At 37.6% G+C, this 18,931-nt stretch carries 17 protein-coding genes and 1 riboswitch; of the genes, 6 read left to right on the top strand and 11 right to left on the bottom strand.

Going from position 1 to position 18,931, the window contains the following annotated elements:
- Nucleotides 1-7: 7 nt before the first annotated feature.
- From MHH51_RS08500 to MHH51_RS08470, 7 genes are all read right to left on the bottom strand, one after another.
- Entirely contained in the window at nucleotides 8-748 is a 741-nt protein-coding gene (locus MHH51_RS08500; RefSeq protein WP_246145265.1) for a YfkD famly protein, read from the bottom strand.
- Between the two features lie 194 nt (nucleotides 749-942).
- On the bottom strand, nucleotides 943-1,629 hold the full coding sequence (locus MHH51_RS08495; RefSeq protein ID WP_147212367.1) for an amino acid ABC transporter permease: 687 nt from the start codon (nucleotides 1,627-1,629) through the stop codon (nucleotides 943-945).
- Between the two features lie 9 nt (nucleotides 1,630-1,638).
- Nucleotides 1,639-2,505: a transporter substrate-binding domain-containing protein gene (locus tag MHH51_RS08490; RefSeq protein ID WP_339285549.1), complete on the bottom strand. Its 867-nt coding sequence runs from the start codon at nucleotides 2,503-2,505 to the stop codon at nucleotides 1,639-1,641.
- A gap of 186 nt (nucleotides 2,506-2,691) precedes the next feature.
- The gene (locus MHH51_RS08485; protein WP_147212366.1) at nucleotides 2,692-3,507 is read right to left on the bottom strand and encodes a YihY/virulence factor BrkB family protein; all 816 of its coding nucleotides are present in this window, start codon (nucleotides 3,505-3,507) and stop codon (nucleotides 2,692-2,694) included.
- 167 nt (nucleotides 3,508-3,674) lie between these two features.
- The gene (locus MHH51_RS08480) at nucleotides 3,675-3,971 is read right to left on the bottom strand and encodes a YtxH domain-containing protein (protein WP_147212365.1); all 297 of its coding nucleotides are present in this window, start codon (nucleotides 3,969-3,971) and stop codon (nucleotides 3,675-3,677) included.
- A 13-nt stretch (nucleotides 3,972-3,984) separates the two neighbouring features.
- Nucleotides 3,985-4,455, bottom strand: a complete 471-nt coding sequence (locus MHH51_RS08475; RefSeq protein ID WP_147212364.1) for a low molecular weight protein-tyrosine-phosphatase — start codon at nucleotides 4,453-4,455, stop codon at nucleotides 3,985-3,987.
- Nucleotides 4,456-4,645: 190 nt separating this feature from the next.
- On the bottom strand, nucleotides 4,646-5,641 hold the full coding sequence (locus tag MHH51_RS08470) for a glutaminase (RefSeq protein ID WP_147212363.1): 996 nt from the start codon (nucleotides 5,639-5,641) through the stop codon (nucleotides 4,646-4,648).
- A 236-nt stretch (nucleotides 5,642-5,877) separates the two neighbouring features.
- Nucleotides 5,878-5,988: riboswitch (SAM riboswitch) on the top strand.
- A 95-nt stretch (nucleotides 5,989-6,083) separates the two neighbouring features.
- Between MHH51_RS08470 and MHH51_RS08465 the strand changes: the two genes are divergently transcribed.
- The 3 genes from MHH51_RS08465 (at nucleotide 6,084) to MHH51_RS08455 (ending at nucleotide 9,101) form a co-directional block, all read left to right on the top strand.
- Entirely contained in the window at nucleotides 6,084-6,899 is an 816-nt protein-coding gene (locus MHH51_RS08465; RefSeq protein ID WP_339285545.1) for a MetQ/NlpA family ABC transporter substrate-binding protein, read from the top strand.
- A gap of 171 nt (nucleotides 6,900-7,070) precedes the next feature.
- Entirely contained in the window at nucleotides 7,071-7,847 is a 777-nt protein-coding gene (locus tag MHH51_RS08460; protein ID WP_147212361.1) for an enoyl-CoA hydratase-related protein, read from the top strand.
- 33 nt (nucleotides 7,848-7,880) lie between these two features.
- Entirely contained in the window at nucleotides 7,881-9,101 is a 1,221-nt protein-coding gene (locus MHH51_RS08455) for a CoA transferase (RefSeq protein ID WP_147212360.1), read from the top strand.
- 94 nt (nucleotides 9,102-9,195) lie between these two features.
- Here the strand turns inward: MHH51_RS08455 and MHH51_RS08450 are convergent, their stop codons facing one another.
- Nucleotides 9,196-9,921, bottom strand: coding sequence for a CAP domain-containing protein (locus tag MHH51_RS08450; RefSeq protein ID WP_147212359.1), 726 nt, complete (start codon nucleotides 9,919-9,921; stop codon nucleotides 9,196-9,198).
- Nucleotides 9,922-10,510: 589 nt separating this feature from the next.
- Between MHH51_RS08450 and mreBH the strand changes: the two genes are divergently transcribed.
- On the top strand, nucleotides 10,511-11,518 hold the full coding sequence (gene mreBH, locus MHH51_RS08445) for a rod-share determining protein MreBH (RefSeq protein ID WP_147212358.1): 1,008 nt from the start codon (nucleotides 10,511-10,513) through the stop codon (nucleotides 11,516-11,518).
- 327 nt (nucleotides 11,519-11,845) lie between these two features.
- Here the strand turns inward: mreBH and MHH51_RS08440 are convergent, their stop codons facing one another.
- Nucleotides 11,846-13,018, bottom strand: coding sequence for a saccharopine dehydrogenase C-terminal domain-containing protein (locus MHH51_RS08440; RefSeq protein WP_147212357.1), 1,173 nt, complete (start codon nucleotides 13,016-13,018; stop codon nucleotides 11,846-11,848).
- A 45-nt stretch (nucleotides 13,019-13,063) separates the two neighbouring features.
- A complete protein-coding gene (locus MHH51_RS08435; RefSeq protein ID WP_339285540.1) occupies nucleotides 13,064-14,563 on the bottom strand; it encodes an aldehyde dehydrogenase family protein in 1,500 nt (499 codons plus the stop codon).
- A gap of 233 nt (nucleotides 14,564-14,796) precedes the next feature.
- On the opposite strand from MHH51_RS08435, the gene MHH51_RS08430 reads away from it, so the two are divergent.
- Entirely contained in the window at nucleotides 14,797-16,152 is a 1,356-nt protein-coding gene (locus tag MHH51_RS08430) for a sodium-dependent transporter (RefSeq protein WP_339285538.1), read from the top strand.
- 399 nt (nucleotides 16,153-16,551) lie between these two features.
- A complete protein-coding gene (locus MHH51_RS08425) occupies nucleotides 16,552-17,901 on the top strand; it encodes a CoA-disulfide reductase (protein WP_339285536.1) in 1,350 nt (449 codons plus the stop codon).
- Nucleotides 17,902-18,005: 104 nt separating this feature from the next.
- On the opposite strand, the gene MHH51_RS08420 is transcribed toward MHH51_RS08425, so the two are convergent.
- Nucleotides 18,006-18,674 (bottom strand): hypothetical protein, encoded by a 669-nt coding sequence (locus MHH51_RS08420; protein WP_147212353.1) that lies wholly within the window; start codon nucleotides 18,672-18,674, stop codon nucleotides 18,006-18,008.
- Nucleotides 18,675-18,931 lie beyond the last annotated feature (257 nt).

The following is an 18,931-nucleotide window of genomic DNA, read 5'->3' as shown; positions in this document are numbered from 1 at the left end:
TGAGCTATTATTTGACTTTGAATGAAAAGGACAAATAATCCTGTACTGGTATCCAGGCACCAATTCCTTGTTTTGTTACATTTTTAATTTGAATGGTTTTATTGGAGCCTTTTAATTCAATATAGACTTCTCCAAATGTTACCTGGCCCTTTTCATTAACTGCAGGAGCATAGGCATCAAGTATTCCATGCTTCTGAACCGGGATGTTATATGAATTTGCCAATTTTGTATTATGCCCAATAACGGTTTGATAAGAGAGAGGCAGCTTTGTTTTTTCGCTTGCCTTTAATAACATCATTGTTTTTACCTGTTCTGGATTACTTATTTTACTGGTTAAAGCACCTTTTACTTCTTTTTGCTCCTGTTGGTAATAACTCATTTCTTGTGCCTGGTCACCACCGATATTATTCATTTCATTTTTATTAATCAATTGATATTCCCAGTTGACATTTGATTCACTGGATTGATAATTTATCGGCCATCTTCCCAGATAAACCATACCGCGGTAGCCAATTGCAATTGGAGAAGGTTTAATATTGCTTTCATTTAAAATCTTGATCAGCTCCGGATTTTCAATTGGTATATCGACACCCTCGATTAACTCCTTTGTTAAATCACTCGCCTCAATAATTTCCTGGTCTTCAGTTGAATTTGGAAATGTGTTTTCTTTGGATACATCTAATACATGACTAGGTATATCAGATTCTTTTTTCTCTTTTATTTCTTCAGCAAAACTGTTCATTGGCATCCACAGCCATGCTAAACATAAGAGCAGCATAAAAAAATAAACACGATTGCATTTTTTCATTTCCGTACCTTCCTTTCTTTTTGTTTTATTTTTTCTGAAAGGAAGAAAACTATACATCCGGTACTTTGAGACTTTTTGGCAAATAAAAAGAGATACCCTTTTAGCCTTAAAGAGTATCTCTTTCATTCCTATATTTATTTTATAAATGCACTATACCTTTTCTCTAAACGCTCCTGCAGCATGCCAATTAAAATACACACCGGCCAATAAATAAGCGCCACTAAAATATACATGGTCATTGCATCGAATTCTCTTCCTGCAACAATTTGCGCTTTTTGAAACAGCTCCGGCACTGTAATTACTGCTGTTAAAGAAGTTGCCTTCACAATATCCATAAAGACATTTGTTAATGGAGGTATTGCAATCCGGGTGGCTTGTGGCAAAATAATTTTACGCAAAGTCAGCCAATAAGGCATATTCAACGCCCGTGACGATTCCCATTGTCCCTTCTCCACACTACTTAATGCGGATCTGTCAATTTCAGCAATATAGGCGGCACTATTCAACCCCAGTCCAATAATTGCAGCATGAACAGCTACAAGCTGAATTCCCGCTGAAGGCAAGCCCAGATATAGAATATATAAAAATACGATAATCGGTGTTCCCCGCATAAACGATATATACAGCCGTGCCGGCCATCTCACTAAGCCATATTTAGAGCTTCTTGCCAAAGCTAACAGCAGCCCTAAAATAAGTCCAATAAGCATACTTCCAATGGAAATAAGCAAGGTTATGGGGAGTCCTCCCAATACAAATGGCAAGCTCTCCCAAGCTAATTGGACATCAAAGAATCCACCAAAATTCACATTTGATATGTTCATTAGAAGCCTCTAAAAGTCCAGACCTTCTACAATTTCAACTTCTATATCCGGTTCCTCTGAAGCATCTTCTTCATAGAATTTTTTTGCCAATTCGCTTAATGTCCCATCTTCACGCATATCGTTTAAAGCACTATTAATTTCTTCCTGAAGTTTGCTTGCATCCTTTGGCATCATAATCGCCTGCTCTGTCGGATTAAATTTCAGTGTAGGATGCAGATGTAAATCAAAGTCAGGAAATGCTGCTACTCCAAATTTAGTCAGGTAATAATCATTTAATACCAAATCTGTTCTTCCTGTACTTATATCACTCAGGTAAGCTTCATTTGGAGCATTTCCATACGTTACAACCTCCGCCCCAAAATGCTCTGCGATTTGACTGTAAATGGTTGTTGCTGCCCCGCCGGCTTTTTTCCCTTCTAAATCTTCAAGTGTTTCTATTCCTGAATTATCCGATTCTCTTACTGCTGCCACTATATACGAGTATTTATACGGGTCAGAAAATCCAAATTTCTCTTGATTTTTTTCTGTTATAGTTGCATCATTAGCTCCAACATCAATTCTGCCGCTATTAATCGCTGTAGCTAAATCATCCGCACCCAAAATTTCAAATTTAACCTCTAAGCCTAAACGTTCCCCAATCTCTTTCATAATCTCCACCGTATATCCCGTTAACTCATCATTCTCATCGTAATAGGATGCACCGATCAGGGTTCCAGAAGTCCCGGCCACAATTTCGCCTTTTTCCTGAATTTCTTCCCAATGCTTATCCTCTGCTTCGGCATTATCTTCGTTGCCGTTATCCCCTTCACTACAAGCAGCCAGTAAAAATACTGTAAGAAGCATAAAACTAAAAACAAATAAGTTCTTCCTCACCATAAAACCTCCCTGTATTATACTTTTTATACAGAAATAGTATAACAAAGAAAGTCTTATATGAAAACATTTTATAATTCTGTATAATAAATTCTAAATCTTATAGTAATACAATTTAACAAATGCACATTTGTTGATTAATTTCTCCCAATAAAAAAGGAAACGGCTAATTATCTGGCCATTTCCTTTCTAAGCTCTTTTCTGATTTAGAATCGTTGCATTTAAAATGCCGCCGATAATAATAATAATTCCAAATAAATAGAACCAGATTAACAAAATAATAATAGTACCTAAACTGCCATAAGTGGCAGAAAAATTCCCTAAGTTATGCACATAAAAGGAAAATCCCCAGGATACCAGCTGCCAGGCAAGTGTTGCAAATGCTGTACCCCAGACCACCTGTGAAAATTTTAGTCGCCGATTAGGCGCAAGCTTATACAAAAATAGTAACACGATAAAGAAGATAAGAGATGAGACTACCCATCGCAAGGTTCCCCATACCGCTAAAAAAGATTCTGTAAAACCAATCCAGGAAAAAAGATAAGTACCAATCATTTTTCCAAAAACCGGCAGCAATAAAGCTAAAATTATAATTAAAACCATCCCTATTGTAAGCATCATCGCTACAAGCCGTGAAACTATAAACGAGCGGTCTGTCTTAATCCCGTAAGCGTGGTTAAATGCTCTGGTAATTGCATTGACACCATTGGACGCTGCCCATAAGGTTCCAATAATACTGATGGAAAGCAGACCGCCGTTTTGAACAGTTAATGATTGCAAATTTGTTGTAATAAGCCCCATCACTTGCTCAGGTGCAAAGTCTCCAATTGTTTCCAAAATCAAACCCATATCAATCGGCAGGTATGGAATTAGATTAAGTAAGAAAATTAGAAAAGGAAATAAAGACAATATAAAGAAATAAGAAAGCTGAGCTGCCAGTCCAAACACCTCGACTTCTCCATAACGTCTCCAAAAATCCTTGCCTATACCCTGAAGGTTTCGAATGCCGATCCACCTGCCCTTCTTGCTTGGTGAGCTTCCTCTTTAAAACAGCTTGTTCAAAAAAGGAGAAGGGAGATGTTAAAATCTTTATCTCAATACGAAATAAAGGTAACATTTTATTTTTTTACATTCTTATCCTTCCATCAACCCTTACTTTTGAACATCCTGTATTAATCTATTGCTTTACCTGAATATTTATTCGTAACTTTATCTAGTGTTTGCTCCACTTGCTCTAAAGCGTTCATAGCATTAGAAGATCCACTTTCAAAAACATGATTCACCTTATCCACTGTTTTTTGCAGGCCTTGAATTGCTTCGGAAGGATTGCTGATATAATAAGATGATGCAGCTTTCATATCTTTTACTTTTCCGCATGCATAACTGCGTGCTTCTTTATCAAATAATGATGCTGCTCCTCCAATAACTGCTCCTGCAACGACACCTAAAATAATTTTACGTTTTCCCATTATTATCTCTCCTTTAATTTAAATGATGCTTTTCTTTTAAAAATTGAAGTAATCCGTAACAGCCATCTGAAACTAACCGATACGTCTGTCCGAAATCTCCTGTGTAATATGGATCAGGAATATCATCTTCTTCTATGTCCTCCACAAACTCCATTAATTTCACAATCGCTGTTCCCTCATGGTGGTTAGACCCGATAAGCGTATTATAATTATTCTGATCCATTGCAACCAGGTAATCAAATTGATTAAAATCATCTGCTGTAAGCAGTCTTGATTCCATTCCATCATAGGAAATGCCCTGCTGGTCAAGTATTTCCTTTGTTCCCGGGTGGGGTGATTGTCCGAGATGCCAATCTCCTGTCCCGCAAGAATCAACCTGCACGCTATCTACCAGCTGCTCTTTCTTTACAAGATCCCTGAATATCGCTTCTGCCATAGGGGAACGGCAAATATTACCTAAACAAACAAATAATACACGTACCAATCGTTTTTCACCCCATTCATCTCGCGTTGGCTTAAAAAATAAGCTCTTCCCAATTAACACCCTAAACGGTATACAATAAGTTTAGGGTGTTTTGCTGTAACTCTATTATAAGCAACTTAGACCGATAAGCAAAGAGTTAATTGTAGAAAGTTGTTATCCTGCTTCCATTTTTGTCGAAAAGATACAGCCTTTAAAATACGCTCATATCCCAGCTGTTTGCAATATGACGGAGCAATTTAATTCCTGCAACACTATTTCCCTGCTTATCCAACGCCGGCCCAAACACACCAATACCGCAGCCATCTAAAAATGGCAAATCATTATTACGGACCCTTGGCGGTACAACTGCTAAAATACCGCCAGAAACACCACTTTTTGCTGGAATTCCGACATAGGAGGCAAATTTCCCGGAAGCATCATACATACCACATGTTAACATCAGAGATTTGGCAATTCGAGCTACGTTCTTAGGAATAATTATTTCTTCTGTATCAGGATGAATCCCATCGTTTGAAAGAACCAGGCCAATACGGGCCAAGTCATCGGTTGTAATATTAATAGAGCATTGTTTAAAATAAGTTTCCAATGTTACCCCTAAATCCGATTCCAAATATCCCTCTTCCAGCAAATAATAACCGATAGCTCGATTACGCATCGATGTATCTCGTTCAGAGACATAAACATCTACATCTATTTCAGGTCTGTAGCCAATTATTTTTTCCATTAAGTTAAATAGTGGCTCCAGCTTCTCATCTGATGTATTTCCATTTAATAAAGAAGATACTGTAATCGCTCCTGAATTTACCAAAGGATTAAAAGGGCGCTTCGGATTGTTAATCTGCAAATGCATAATGGAATTAAATGCTTCTCCAGTCGGCTCTACATCTACACGCTGCAAGATATAAGTTATTCCCCTATCAATACATGCAACAATAAAACTTAAAACCTTGGATATACTTTGAATGGAGAAGGAGTGATTTAAATCTCCTGAACGGATCTGCATTCCTCCCTTACCAATAATTGTAATACCTAAAGCATCAGGGTCTGCTTCCTCTAATTTCGGTATGTAATCAGCAACCTTCCCAGTGTCTGTTTGTTTCTTAAAAAAGGTCACCCAATTATCTACATATTCCTGGAGCCACTGTTTATTTTTTTCAGTATTTAAATTTACATATCCTTGTACCATGTATTGACACCCCGCTTCTATTATAATTGTACAGATAAATTCATGAATATCCTTATTTGAACTATACCCCATATAACAATTATTTACCCATTAACATATTTAATATTAATTATTTGTGTCTTAAAAAGAAATAATACTATTTAAAAACAAATAAAATTATAATAATTAAAAAAGTATTGACTTAAATGAGAATTTAGATTAAGTTATTACTTAATAATAAAATTGAATCCATATATCTCTTATCAAGAGTAGCTGAGGGACTGGCCCGTTGAAGCTCGGCAACCTTTTATGTTTATGCATAAAAAGGTGCTAAATCCTGCAAAACGATACGTTTTGGAAGATGAGAGAGGAAATTTGTACATTGGACAAGCCTCTCTTTCTTTAATTCAAAGTAAGAGAGGCTTTCTTTTTTTATTTAAAAACGAATATGAGGTGGAAAAACATGAAGAAATTAGCATTATTATTTGTTATTTTATTATTCGGAATACTTGCTGCCTGCGGCAATAACGCGGAAAATGCTGAAGCACTCAGTGAAGATAAGCTTGTTGTCGGTGTTACTGCCGGGCCGCAGGAACAAATTTTAGAAGCTGCTGCAGAGGTAGCTGCAGAAGACGGTCTTGAGATAGAAATAAAAGTATTCTCTGATTATGTACTGCCAAATACAACGTTAGCTGAAGGTGATTTGGATGCAAACAGCTATCAGCATAAACCATTTTTAGATGAATTCAATGAAGACCATGATACAGATTTAGTACCAGTCGGAGAAACTATTTTAAATCCAATGGGGGTTTACTCAGAAACATATGATAATATTGATGATCTCCCTCAAGGCGCAACATTCGGGCTTCCTAATGATCCGTCTAATGGAAGCAGATCTCTATTTATTTTAGAAGAAGCAGGCCTAATTACACTGGATGAAGAAAACAAAGAAACTGCATCTATTCATGATGTTGTTGATAATCCGCTCGAGCTGGAATTTGTAGAATTAGACGCTGCACAGATTCCTAACCAATTAAGTGAAGTAGACGCTGCTGCGATTAATACGAACTTTGCTTTAGGGGCCGGAATCAGTCCAAAAGATGATGCTATCTTATTGGAATCCACAAACTCTCCATATGTAAACTACATTGTGGTCCGTGCGGAGAATCAAGATGATCCAGTCGTAGAAACACTGGTTAATGCTTATCAGTCTGATAAAGTAAAAGCATTTATTGAAGAAGAATTTGAAGGCTCCATTATCCCCGGCTGGGAGGATTAAAATATCTATTAACAACTAGCTGTATGACTCTTACTTCAAGAAAAAAGAAGTTATACCCATTTTAAGCGGGGGATGAAAAATAACTTCCCCCCAAATAAAGTTTCACATTACCTCTATCAATACATATCTGGATACTGACAAAAATAATATTTGCGAAGGGATTTATCTTGTATGTCTAATTATCTTTATATCGAAAGAAATGGCTCCATTGCAACCATTGTCATTAATCGGCCAGAAAAAAAGAACTGCTTCTCTCTGGAGATGTTCCGTCACCTTGAGGATTTATTAGATGAATTAAAAGAAGATCAAACAGTGAAGTTCCTTATCCTTCGAGGTGTTGATGATACTGCGTTTTCTGCCGGCGCAGATATTTCTGAATTTCTGGAAGTCCGCCTTCATGCTGAAAAAGCGAAAGCATATAACGATTTTGCACTTGGGGCTATTGAAAAGCTCTATCGCTTTCCCAGACCGACAGCAGCATTAATTCAAACACTTGCCATCGGTGGAGGACTCGAACTGGCTAATTCATGTGATTTTCGCTTTGCAACGCAAGGAAGCAAGCTTGGCATTACAGCAGCCAATATTGGAATTATTTACAATCTGACAAGCACCAAACGTCTATTTAATCTGGTTGGACCATCACAAGCGAAGAAATTACTTTATACAGCAGAATTAATTACGGCAGAAAAAGGCAAAGAAATCGGCCTTGTCGATTTTATCTGTAAACCTGATGAAATCGAGCAGGATGTTAATAAATTTGTAAAACGCGTGCTTCAAAAATCCCCTGTTGCCAATGCAGGAATTAAACAGGTCATCCAGGCAATTATTGATGGTGAAAATCAGGAAACAGAAGATATCGCAAATCTTGTCTTAGACTCTTACAGCTCAAATGATTACACAGAAGGCATTCAGGCTTTTTTAGAAAAACGGAAACCAGATTTTTCTTAATTAAGAGGTTTATATACAAAGGAGAGAAATATATTGGAACAAGCTCTTAAAGGAATGAAAGTCGTAGATTTATCTCAGGTTTTGGCTGGCCCTTATTGCACTATGGTATTAGGCGACATGGGAGCAGACGTTATTAAGGTGGAGAAATACCCGCTGGGTGATGATACACGGACAATGGGACCTTATATTAATGAAGAAAGCTATATGTACATGATGGTAAACCGCAATAAGCGGGGAATGTGTGTAAATTTAAAAACGGAAGCAGGATTAAAGGTTTTCTATGAACTGATTAAGGATGCAGATGTTCTCGTTGAAAATTACCGCCCCGGCGTTACGAAAAAGCTCGGTATTGATTATGGAACATTAAAAGAAATTAATTCAGATATTATCTATTGTTCTATCTCCGGCTATGGACAAACAGGTCCTTATCGTGATAAGGGCGGATTCGATATTATGGCACAGGGTCTTTCCGGTTTAATTGATATGACTGGTGATAAAGAAGGTAAACCTGCAAAAGTAGGTATCGCTATCCATGACATTGCTGCTGCAGAAACAGCCATTCAGTCCATTCTAGCAGCTTATATTCATCGGCTTAAAGGAGGAAAAGGACAATATATCGATATTTCCCTCGTCGATTCTGGGTTAGCATGGACTGTCTGGGAGGCTGCTGCCTTTTTTGGAAAAGGTGAAATTGCAACCCGTAATGGTACAGCACACCGTGTTTCAGCTCCTTATCAGGGATTCCAAACAAAGGATGGCTTCATCCTGATTGGTGCCGGAAATCAGAAGCTGTGGGAAAATCTATGTCAGCACGTTCTTCATAAACCTGAATGGATCAAAGAGGAGCGTTTCTTAACAAATAGTATTCGGGCAGAAAACGTAGAAGAATTAGAATCGGAGATTGAGAAAGTATTAACAACCAATACCTCTGATTATTGGTTAAATTTATTAGAAAAGCATGGAATTCCATCTGGTCCAATCTTATCATATGATCAGGCTCTCGGTAATGAACAGATTCAAGCCCGGGATATGATTTTAGATTATGAACACCCGGCAGGCGGTTCTATGAAAACACTTGGTTTTCCAGCCAAGTTTTCCGAAACTCCTGGCAGACTTCAAAAACCAGCCCCGCTTTTAGGCCAGCATAATAATGAAATTCTAGAAGAGCTCGGCTATAGCCTAGAGGATCTGGAGCAGTTAATGAATAATAATATCTTAAAAGTTAATCATATTAACGAAAAAGTAAATTCATAATAAAAAAACCTTCCCGTCTGGATGTACTCTCTTTTTTAAAAGATAGTTATTCCAGACGGGAAGGTTTTTTATTTAAACTATAAAGTTTATCAGCTTATTTTCCGATAAACATTTGTGTCCAGTAGTTACCGTCTTCTACGTAACCAATTCCAATATGAGTGAAATCACCGTTCATGATGTTTTCGCGGTGTCCCTCACTGTTCATCCATGCATCTACTACTTCTTCTGGGGACTGTTGCCCTTGAGCAATGTTTTCACCAGCAGTATTGTAATCAATACCGAAGCTTTGCATCATATCAAATGGAGAACCATAGTTTGGGCTATTGTGATCAAAATAGTTGTTTGCTTGCATATCCTTAGATTTCGCGCGGGCTACTTTGCTTAGCTCAGAATCTAATTCAAGTGGAGCAAGTCCTTGTTTTTCTCTTTCCTGGTTTGTTAAGTCAACTACTTCTTGTTCAAATTGACTAACATCACCATCTGCTTGCTGATCTTCTGTATTTTTCTCAGCTTCTTCTTTATTACCAGTCTCTTCTTGATTTGCTTGTTCAGAAGATTGGTTTTCTGCTGGTGCTTCTGCCTCAGCTTCAGCGTTTGGAGCAGCTTCTCCATTTATTAGATTAAAGCAATCGAAGCTACCTTGTTCAAATTGCTCATTATTTAATTCGTTCCAGCCCTGTCCATTAGCTGAGTAATAGACCTGCATAGAATTTTGAGGAGAAGCTCCATTATTTGCAGATGCTTCAGCATTAGAAACAAATGCTCCTCCGAATAATACAGTTGCTGACAACGCCGTAGCAATGCCTACTTTCTTAAACATGCACATACACTCCTTTGTTTTGTTGTTTTGTTTTGTGCAAAATGATCATAACACGGGTTTTCCTGTAATATTTGAAATAATTAAGGCAAGGTTTACCAGAGTCATTTCTAAGGGATTATTTTCTTGCTCTTAAACTTGTAAAAGCCTATCAAATCTACTATTCTAAATTGGGTATATTTCTCCTGTGTTGGAAATTAAACAATAGATAGGAAATCATTTCTATAAAACGAATATTGACAAGTTTCTACAGCAGGTCTAATGTTACATTATAAGCAAAATTGTAACGAAAATGTTACTTGATTTCATTTCTTTTATGTTTTATTTTATAGACTAGTTCTTTCTATATAATAAAGGGAGTTTAACACCCCCAAAAAAGCAATTATTTGATAGAATAGTATTCTAAGAAACTGAAATAAAATAGAAATGTGTAAGAAATGTATAAATGGAATAACAATATATGTTCAAAAGGCTGACAACAAGAACTAATTCATTAAATTTTGAACACTATTTAATACGGAAAAGTGTCGTATATTGTCTTTTCTGTCTACAATCGAAAATAAAAAATGTATTTATATGGAGGATTTTATATATGTTTTCAAGCGCTGAAATTGGAATTGATTTAGGAACTGCAAATATCTTGGTGTATTCAAAATCAAAAGGAATTGTATTAAACGAGCCATGTGTAGTAGCAATCGATGTGAACACTAAGCAGGTGATGGCTGTGGGGACAGAGGCAAAAGAAATGGTTGGTAAGACACCAAAAAACATCATCCCGATCCGTCCTTTAAAAGATGGTGTTATCGCTGATTATGATGTTACTGCCCAATTACTGAAAGAATTGCTAAAAAAAGTAAGCAAAACACTGGGTATGTCTATGCGTAAACCGAATGTTATTGTATGTACCCCATCTGGCAGCACAAGTGTGGAAAGAAGAGCAATTCATAATGCTGTATCAAGCTACGGTGCGAAACAAGTTCATTTAATTGAAGAACCTGTTGCTGCAGCTATTGGAGCAGATCTGCCTGTAGATGAACCTTATGCAAATGTTATTGTGGATATCGGCGGTGGAACATCGGAAGTTGGTATTATTTCCTTTGGCGGAATTGTATCCTGCAATTCTGTGCGTACAGCCGGCGATAAAATGGATGAAGAAATTATCCAACATATCCGTAAGCAATACAATATTTTAATCGGGGAACGTACTGCCGAAAATATTAAAATGGAAATTGGTTATGCACATCCAAACCACAAAGAAGTAACAATGGAAATTCGTGGCCGTGATATGGTTACAGGGCTTCCAAAAACGATTGAGGTTACTTCTACAGAGATTTATGCATCTCTAAAAGAATCCTTAGAACAAATCTTAGAAGCAATCCGTGCAACTCTGGAAGAATGCCCGCCTGAATTAAGTGGTGACATTGTTGATAATGGAATTGTTCTTACTGGTGGAGGTTCCCTACTGAACGGTATGCAGGAGTGGCTTGCTGAGGAGATCAGCGTCCCTGTTCATATGGCTCCAAGTCCATTAGAATCTGTAGCAATTGGAACTGGCCGTGCACTAAAAATGATTCATAAATTGCAAAAAGCAGCAAAATAGAACTTGTATTTTCTCTAGAGAATATATATAACGTTGTATACCGGTATTTGTTTTTAATTAATTTCATATATAATCTGCGGGGTTTTCCTGCGCCCCACAGATTATCCAGCCTTTTAAAAATTTGATTTAAAAAGGCTTTTTAAAGATGCTTTAAAGAGCTGTTTCTATTCAAAAGAAATCAGACAATGAGTTCATCTGATTTCTTTTGTGATTCAGCTTCATATTTTAGTTTAAGTTGCAAAAAAAAATTAATCCTCTTCCTTTTTTTAAAATTAACAATTAGGAAGCTTATTTGTCTTGATTTCTTATAAGATTTCTTTCACTTTATCAGGAAATAGTTGAGTGGTTCTCCATAGATATTTTTTCTTTTATGATTACTCCTCTTTTCGCCATTTCTCCGATATAAGCTTCACCCGGGATAATTTTCTCCGGTGGATAGACACCTTTTTTAGTAATTGTTCCATCAGCAATCATTTGGGCAGCAACAGAAATTGTATTTGCAGTAGCACGTGCCATCGCAGTTACCCCTGTTTGCTGATCTTTATATGTTGTCATTTCATATGTGAATTGTGTTTTCACTTGCTTATTATAGCCTGTAATGATAGCACGTAATAAAACGGCATCTTCTTTATCCTTTAAATCAACAATTGGGTCCAGTACCTTTAATAAAACCTTCCGAGGGCTGATTTGTAAGCCATCTACGACTACTTCATAATTATTTCTGGTCAGGTTCAAATCTACTAGAAGCTTAAATTTTTCAGCATGCCCGGGATAGCGGATGGTTTTATACTCCAATGTCTCTAAAAAAGGGAAAGACTTTGTCAATGTCGATGTTCCACCTGACGTATGGAATGCTTCCAGTTCATCAAAATCATCAAATTCAATGGATTCAATTTCTGATAAAGAAGGTACAGTAATTAATTTATTTTCCCGGATAATCTCTGACGGATCAGTATAGTGGTCCAGTACGCCTTCCATGGAAAATACATGATTATATTTCAATGGATCCTCTGGATGAACAGGGATTCCACCAACAAACAATTGAATCGAGGCTGCTTTTTCTAATTTGCTGACTCCATAACCGGATAATATATTAATCATGCCTGGCGCAACGCCTAAATCAGGAATAATTGTTACACCTGCCGCTCTTGCCTCTCCTTCTAAATCTAGCACTTTATCCGTAATATGATCAATATGTCCGCCTAAATCAACAACAGAAGTGCCTACTTTGATACCTGTTTTGGCAACTACTTCATTAAAGGTATAAAATAGCGCATTCACAACAACATCAAAACGGCTCATAAAATCCGCAAGCTCATCTTCATTTTTCGCATTAACCTGATAGGCCGTCATTAATGGGGATTGTAATTGATAACAAATATCCTGAGCTCGCTGTAAATCTATATCTGCTAGACCAATATCACTAATACCATCACTTCCTGCCAGATCTCTTGCCACTTCTTTTCCCATGAGACCGGTTCCTAATACACCTATTTTCATGCTAATTCCTCCTTTTCACTTACTGCTTTTAAAGGCACTTACAGTTTATGCATCTGTATCGATTTGGGCACGCTGCAGCTTCCCGCTATAATCGACATAGACTGCCTTCCACTCTGTAAAAACATCCAGTGCCTGTACACCGGAATCACGATGCCCATTTCCTGTCCCCTTTGTTCCTCCAAAGGGTAAATGAATCTCTGCACCTGTTGTTCCTGCATTTACATAAACAATTCCAGTATCTAAATCGCGCTGTGCTCTAAAAACACGATTAACATCCTGTGTAAAAATAGAACTGGACAAGCCGTATTTCACTTTATTATTTGCAGCGATAGCCTCATCAAAATCATTCACCTCGATAAGTGAAACTACCGGACCAAAAATTTCTTCCTGTGCAATCCGCATATCTATGGTTACATCTGAAAACAGTGTCGGTTCAAAATAAAAGCCATTCTCATAATTTTCCACTGTCAGCTGTTTACCACCTGTAACTAAATTTGCCCCTTCTTCTTTTCCGATCTCAATATATTTTAAAATCTTATCTAATCCGGCCTGATTAATAATTGGACCGACTTTAATATTTGGATTAAGTCCATCCCCTATGGTTAAATCTTTCATTGCCTTCAGCAGCCGGTTCTCCAGTTCTTTGCAGACATCTTTATGAACAATAACACGACTGCAGGCTGTACAGCGCTGTCCGCTCGTTCCAAAAGCGCTCCATAGAATGCCTTCCACTGCTAAATCTATATCAGCGTCTTCCATAACAATCACTGCATTTTTACCACCCATTTCCAGAGATACCTTTTTCAATTGTCTTCCGCACTCTGTTGCGACTTTCCTGCCTGTCTCATTGGAGCCGGTAAAAGAGATAACACGGATAGCTTCATGATTAATCATAGCCTGCCCGATTGTCGCTCCTGATCCATATACAACATTAATAACTCCTTTTGGCAATCCTGCTTCCTCAAATATTTTTGCTAATGCTTTTGCCATGAACGGCGTTTCTGAAGAAGGCTTCCAGATAACTGCATTTCCGGAAACAATAGCAGGAAATGACTTCCATGTTGCTATTGCAATCGGGAAATTCCACGGTGTAATAATTCCCACAACGCCAACCGGGCACCTCTGGCTCATCGCAAATTTATCCTTTAATTCAGATGGTGTGGTCTGCCCGAATAAACGCCTGCCCTCTCCAGCCATATAAAAAGCCATATCAATCCCTTCCTGGACTTCTCCACGCGCTTCCTCAATCACTTTTCCATTTTCTAATGTTAATAGTTGAGAGAGCCTTTCCTTCTGCTCTTTCATCTTTATTCCAACTTTATACAGCAGTTCAGCACGCTGAGGCGCAGGCACACGTGCCCACTCCTTTTGAGCGATGCGGGCGGATTCTGCAGCCATATCAATAGCTGCAGAATCAGAATTAGGAATTTCTGCAAGGACTTCTCCATTGGCTGGATTATAAACCTTTTCCTTATTAGAGACCTCTATCCATTCCCCATTAATAAAGTTTTTTAAGTTTTTCTCCTCTGATGTAAGCGTTATCATTTTAATTCCTCCCTGTCATTAAATAATTACTACTTCCGGCACTGCTTTCCAACTATTAATTTCTATTCTTTCTAATACTAGTATAATGGAAGCTCAAATATGTTTACAACTATTTTCAAATAATATTCAGAAAATGGAAACAATATTGTTTCTGCAGGAATAAAAGCGCACTGAACGTAATTGTGTTTTATGTTATACTGAACATTGATTTTAATAGGAAGGATTTTACGAATATGGAAAAGAAGACAGAACAATGGTCAACAAGACTTGGATTTATTTTATCCTCTGCCGGTGCTGCAGTCGGTTTAGGTGCTATTTGGAAATTCCCGTATATGACTGGGATAAACGGTGGAGGAGCATTTTTCTTTATCTTTATATTATTTACCGTACTAATTGGTCTTCCCCTGCTTATTGCCGAATTTGTTATTGGGCGCGGTGCTCAGAAGGAGGCAGTCAGTGCATATCAAAAGCTCGCACCAAAAAAGAGCATCTTCTCTTTTATTGGACACTGGGGAGTAATTGGTGCTTTTATTTTAATGTCCTTTTATAGTGTTGTCGGTGGATGGGTGCTTATTTACAGTTTAATGTCCGTTCCCGGCATGCTTATTACAAATGGTACAGATTATGCAGCGCTATTTGATACGATTACTGGTAATCCGCTGCTTACGATTGCAGGCCTTGCTGCTTTCGTATTAATAAATTCCTTTGTTATCTCTAACGGAATTCAAAATGGTATTGAAAAATATAATAAAGTACTGATGCCTTTATTATTTATCTTTTTCATTATTATTGTCGCCCGTGCTTTAACCTTTGAAGGCGCTATGGAAGGTATACGTTTTTTCCTTCAGCCTGACTTTTCTCAGCTAAACGGCGAAAATATCTTATACGCACTGGGACAGGCATTTTTCTCCCTTGCTGTCGGGATATCTGTTATGGTTACTTACAGCTCTTATTTAGCTAAGGATGTCAGTTTAACAAAGTCAGCAGTTTCTGTTTCTGTTATGAACATTATGGTATCTCTGCTTGCCGGCCTAGCGATTTTCCCAATCGTGTTTGCATTTGGACTTGAACCGGCGGAAGGCCCGGGGCTATTATTTATTGTTCTTCCAGAAGCATTCTCACAAATGCCTTTTGGAGAATTATTCCTGAGCTTATTTCTGTTCTTATTTTTGTTTGCCATTTTAACTTCTTCTTTCAGTATGCTGGAGATTATTACTTCTTCCGTAAACGAAAAAGTGAAGGCATCACGTAATACAATCGCATGGGTTGCCGGACTGGCAGTGTTTATCTTTGGTATACCTGCTGCTTTATCATCTAATGTTCTAGCTGATTTTCATATTTTCGGAAAAACTGCATTTGATGCAAGTGATTTCTTAGTCAGTAACATTATGCTTCCTGGCGGCTGCTTACTGATTGCGTTATTTGTAGGTTTTAAAATGAATCGTACATTAGTTGAGCAGGAATTTCATGCAGGAAATCAGTTTGGTAACGGAATGTTTCTAGTGTGGTATCAAATATTACGATGGCTTGCTCCAGTGATGATTATTATTGTTTTTCTTTACTCAATTAGAGATATATTGAAAATATAAGAATAAAAACTCTCTGCTTCGGTGGAGAGTTTTTTTTAAGAGGATGTTCAAAAAGTCCAATAAAAATGACACGGCGAATTTCTGCCTTGATAAGCTTTTTTCAATGGGACTGGGACTGCGATTACTCGTCCCATCGAAAACATTTGCGATTACTCGCCCCACCAAAAGCGTTACTCACGTATTATAAAGTATACGCTCCTTGGAGAAAGCTTATCGCCTTAAACTTCTTGGTCCTTTTCACCGTACTTTTTGAACACGCACTTTAATTACGACATTTAGGTTTCATATTTACTTTTACAAATAAATCACTTTTCGATTAAGGCAATTTGGGGAACTATTATATTAATGAATTAATTCTAAGATATTTCGAGAAGTTATTTCGAGAGGGGCTATTATATTATGGTAAATAAAATTGTAATTGTCGGTGGTGTTGGCGGAGGAGCTACGGTTGCTGCACAAATACGGAGAACTGATCCTGATTCAGAAATTCATATTCTTGACCGCTGTGGGTACATTTCCTTTGCTAATTGTGGCATGCCCTATTATTTAGGCAGAGATATTACCGATAGAGACCGCATTATTTATTCCGAGAATGATTTTGCAGAGAAATATAATATTTCTATTGAAACCCATGCTGAGGTTACACATATTGAAAGGGAGAAGAAAACAATTTTTTTTGAAAAAAATAATAAACCCTATGAGATGGATTATGATACATTAATTCTTTCTCCAGGAGCCCGGGCCGTTATGCCAGATTTACAAGGTATTCAGTCCAATACTTTTACATTGCGCACTATTGAAGACATGGATCAGATAGAAGCGTTTATCTCAGAGAAAAAACCAAAAACAGCTGCGATTATCGGCGGGGGCTTTGTAGGCCTGGAGATGGTGGAGAACCTGCATAAGCGGGGGCTGCAGTGCTCCCTTATTGACCATTCAGAGCATGTAATGAAACGCTTAGATCCTGATATGGCCAGTCATGTAGATGAACATTTAATAGAAAATGGCGTTGAGCTTTATCTAAACGATAAATTAAAAAGCTATTCCAATCATGGCACGACCCTGCATCTTCAAAGCGGAAAAACGATTCAGGCAGATATTACACTTATGGCTGTCGGTATCACGCCAAACGTGGAGCTTGCAAAGGATGCAGGACTGGAATTAGGAGAAACCGGCGCCATCAAAGTAAATAAAGTCATGCAGACGAATGATCCTTCTATTTATGCATTGGGCGATGCCGTGGAAGAGGTTGATTTCATAACCAAAAAACCGGCACATGTTGCTTTAGCCTGGCCTGCACACCGGCAGGCATTTGTCATTGCATCACATTTAAATGGAGAAACTATTCAGCGTGATGGTATTTTAGGTTCCTCTCTTTTCCGGGTCTTTGATTTAACAGTGGCTATTACAGGCCAAAACAGCCAGGCATTAAAAGAATTAAATATTCCTTTTAAATCTGTTACTTCAAAAGGCTTTTCCCATGCAGGGTATTATCCCGGCTCAGAAAAGCTTTGGATGAAAATTGTATATGACCCGAAATCAGGGCGATTATTAGGAGGCAGTGTTATTGGAGAAAAAGGGGCTGATAAACGAATGGCTGTGTTAGCTACAGCCATTAAAGGCAAACTTACTGTCGACGATTTAACAGACCTGGAGTTAGGATACAATCCTATTTACTCGAGTTCCAAGGATGCAATCAATATTTTAGGTTACAAAGCACGGGAGCAATGGAAAAAATCAAACAGCTAAACCGATAAAATCATATAAAAATCCGGCTGGGTAAAATTCAGCCGGATTTTTATACGAAATAATCGTTTTAAAAGATAGCACCGTTCAGCTTAGAGCTAAATGGCTTAATGGTCTTCAAATTGATAAACAAGCTCATACCTTGTTTCATCTAACAGTTCAGCAACATGTACACGAACACCATGTCCAAATACAATCTCATCACTGGACATCGCTACAATCATAGCGCGGGTATTGTTATGAACATCTAAATAAATGTCACCAACAGCCGGCTTCAACGTATCATCATTTTCTGCTAAGTAAGAAATAGACTCGTCCTGAAGCTGTTTTTCTTCTGGAACAAGGGTCTTATCGAAATAAGCAATTTCCTGGCTTGCTTCCGATTTTCCTGGAACCATCACAACATATTCACTATGCTTTACACCATTATCACGGGTCGTAATTACATTTCCATCTTCTACCCGTTCTACTTTCTCAATCTCATTCAATGAATAATGATCCAGGAAGTCGGGAGTAGGCTTCACAATTAAAATATAATCACCGGCTTTTGGTTTTGCATATTGATCAATCGTATATCGCTTCCCATAAAAAATAAACGTATCATTATGCTTAGGGCGATAAAAATTAATTTCTCTTGCTGTTGTTAATACCTGTTTCATATCTTTCAGCCGATACATGTGAACAGATTTTTTGAACATTGGTTTTACAGAATAAACCTTATGCAATTCATTTTCATAAAATACAAATTGCCCTTTTCTAACTTGAAAAAGCTTCATTAAATAACCTCCTTGATTAATCAATTCCAAAATAAGGTACACTCTTCTTCTCTGTATTCCCTTATACTCGTAAAAATGAAACATATTAAAAGCTTTCTTTTCCATTTGGAGAAGCTGTAGACTGTTTAAATTGAGGAGCAGGGATTGGCATTGTTTATTTTTCACGAAGAAAGAAGTCTTTTCTCCAGCGTATGAAGCGATATGCCTCTTTACACTAGGCTTCCTTTACTTATCTGGTGATTTCAAACGTAAGTATA

This window comes from Oceanobacillus sp. FSL K6-3682, assembly GCF_037976165.1.
GTDB classification, from domain to species: domain Bacteria; phylum Bacillota; class Bacilli; order Bacillales; family Amphibacillaceae; genus Oceanobacillus; species Oceanobacillus sojae.
This window is presented reverse-complemented; position numbering and strand designations above follow the sequence as displayed.

Excerpts from the sequence above, each read along its gene's own strand:
- MHH51_RS08440 (WP_147212357.1), bottom strand. The coding sequence starts at position 13,018 with ATGAAAATAGGTGTATTAGGAACCGGTCTCATGGGAAAAGAAGTGGCA.
- MHH51_RS08450 (WP_147212359.1), bottom strand. The coding sequence starts at position 9,921 with ATGTTTAAGAAAGTAGGCATTGCTACGGCGTTGTCAGCAACTGTATTA.
- MHH51_RS08490 (WP_339285549.1), bottom strand. The coding sequence starts at position 2,505 with ATGGTGAGGAAGAACTTATTTGTTTTTAGTTTTATGCTTCTTACAGTA.
- MHH51_RS08500 (WP_246145265.1), bottom strand. The coding sequence starts at position 748 with ATGCCAATGAACAGTTTTGCTGAAGAAATAAAAGAGAAAAAAGAATCT.
- MHH51_RS08495 (WP_147212367.1), bottom strand. The coding sequence starts at position 1,629 with ATGAACATATCAAATGTGAATTTTGGTGGATTCTTTGATGTCCAATTA.
- MHH51_RS08420 (WP_147212353.1), bottom strand. The coding sequence starts at position 18,674 with ATGAAGCTTTTTCAAGTTAGAAAAGGGCAATTTGTATTTTATGAAAAT.
- MHH51_RS08465 (WP_339285545.1), top strand. The coding sequence starts at position 6,084 with ATGAAGAAATTAGCATTATTATTTGTTATTTTATTATTCGGAATACTT.
- MHH51_RS08425 (WP_339285536.1), top strand. The coding sequence starts at position 16,552 with ATGGTAAATAAAATTGTAATTGTCGGTGGTGTTGGCGGAGGAGCTACG.
- MHH51_RS08480 (WP_147212365.1), bottom strand. The coding sequence starts at position 3,971 with ATGGGAAAACGTAAAATTATTTTAGGTGTCGTTGCAGGAGCAGTTATT.
- MHH51_RS08435 (WP_339285540.1), bottom strand. The coding sequence starts at position 14,563 with ATGATAACGCTTACATCAGAGGAGAAAAACTTAAAAAACTTTATTAAT.
- MHH51_RS08430 (WP_339285538.1), top strand. The coding sequence starts at position 14,797 with ATGGAAAAGAAGACAGAACAATGGTCAACAAGACTTGGATTTATTTTA.
- mreBH (WP_147212358.1), top strand. The coding sequence starts at position 10,511 with ATGTTTTCAAGCGCTGAAATTGGAATTGATTTAGGAACTGCAAATATC.
- MHH51_RS08460 (WP_147212361.1), top strand. The coding sequence starts at position 7,071 with ATGTCTAATTATCTTTATATCGAAAGAAATGGCTCCATTGCAACCATT.
- MHH51_RS08470 (WP_147212363.1), bottom strand. The coding sequence starts at position 5,641 with ATGGTACAAGGATATGTAAATTTAAATACTGAAAAAAATAAACAGTGG.